This window comes from Bowmanella dokdonensis (genome assembly GCF_017254865.1).
Classification (GTDB): domain Bacteria; phylum Pseudomonadota; class Gammaproteobacteria; order Enterobacterales; family Alteromonadaceae; genus Bowmanella; species Bowmanella dokdonensis.
The window spans coordinates 1-290 of the sequence record NZ_JAFKCV010000361.1 but is presented as its reverse complement, the minus strand read 5'-3'; the positions used below and the strand labels follow the sequence as shown (position 1 = coordinate 290).

General features: G+C 50.3%; 1 protein-coding gene. It reads right to left on the bottom strand.

The window, feature by feature from the left end; all coding sequences use genetic code 11:
- On the bottom strand, positions 1 to 195 hold a 195-nt coding region (locus J0A66_RS22945), incomplete at its 3' end, for a DUF6597 domain-containing transcriptional factor (RefSeq protein ID WP_206576089.1).
- Positions 196 to 290: the final 95 nt, after the last annotated feature.

Genomic DNA, 290 nt, shown 5'->3' with positions numbered 1-290 from the left:
CATCCATTGCTCGTTAAACTGCATAGGCTCGGCGAAATTAAAAATCAGTCCGGTGCCACCCTCCGGATGCATAAACTCCGCCTCTGCTGCGAGATCACAATGCATGGTCTGGATGCTCCAATAGCAACTGATATAGTCAGCCAATGCCGGGCAGGGCATATGAAGACGAAAGCCCATATGGGCCAGCTTATGCATAACGAATCACCAACAAAAACTTGCCAACAGTGTACTGAATTGCGTGTTTCTCCGCCAGCGCCGCTAGAGCGTGTTGACCTAACAGGTCGGGTTTA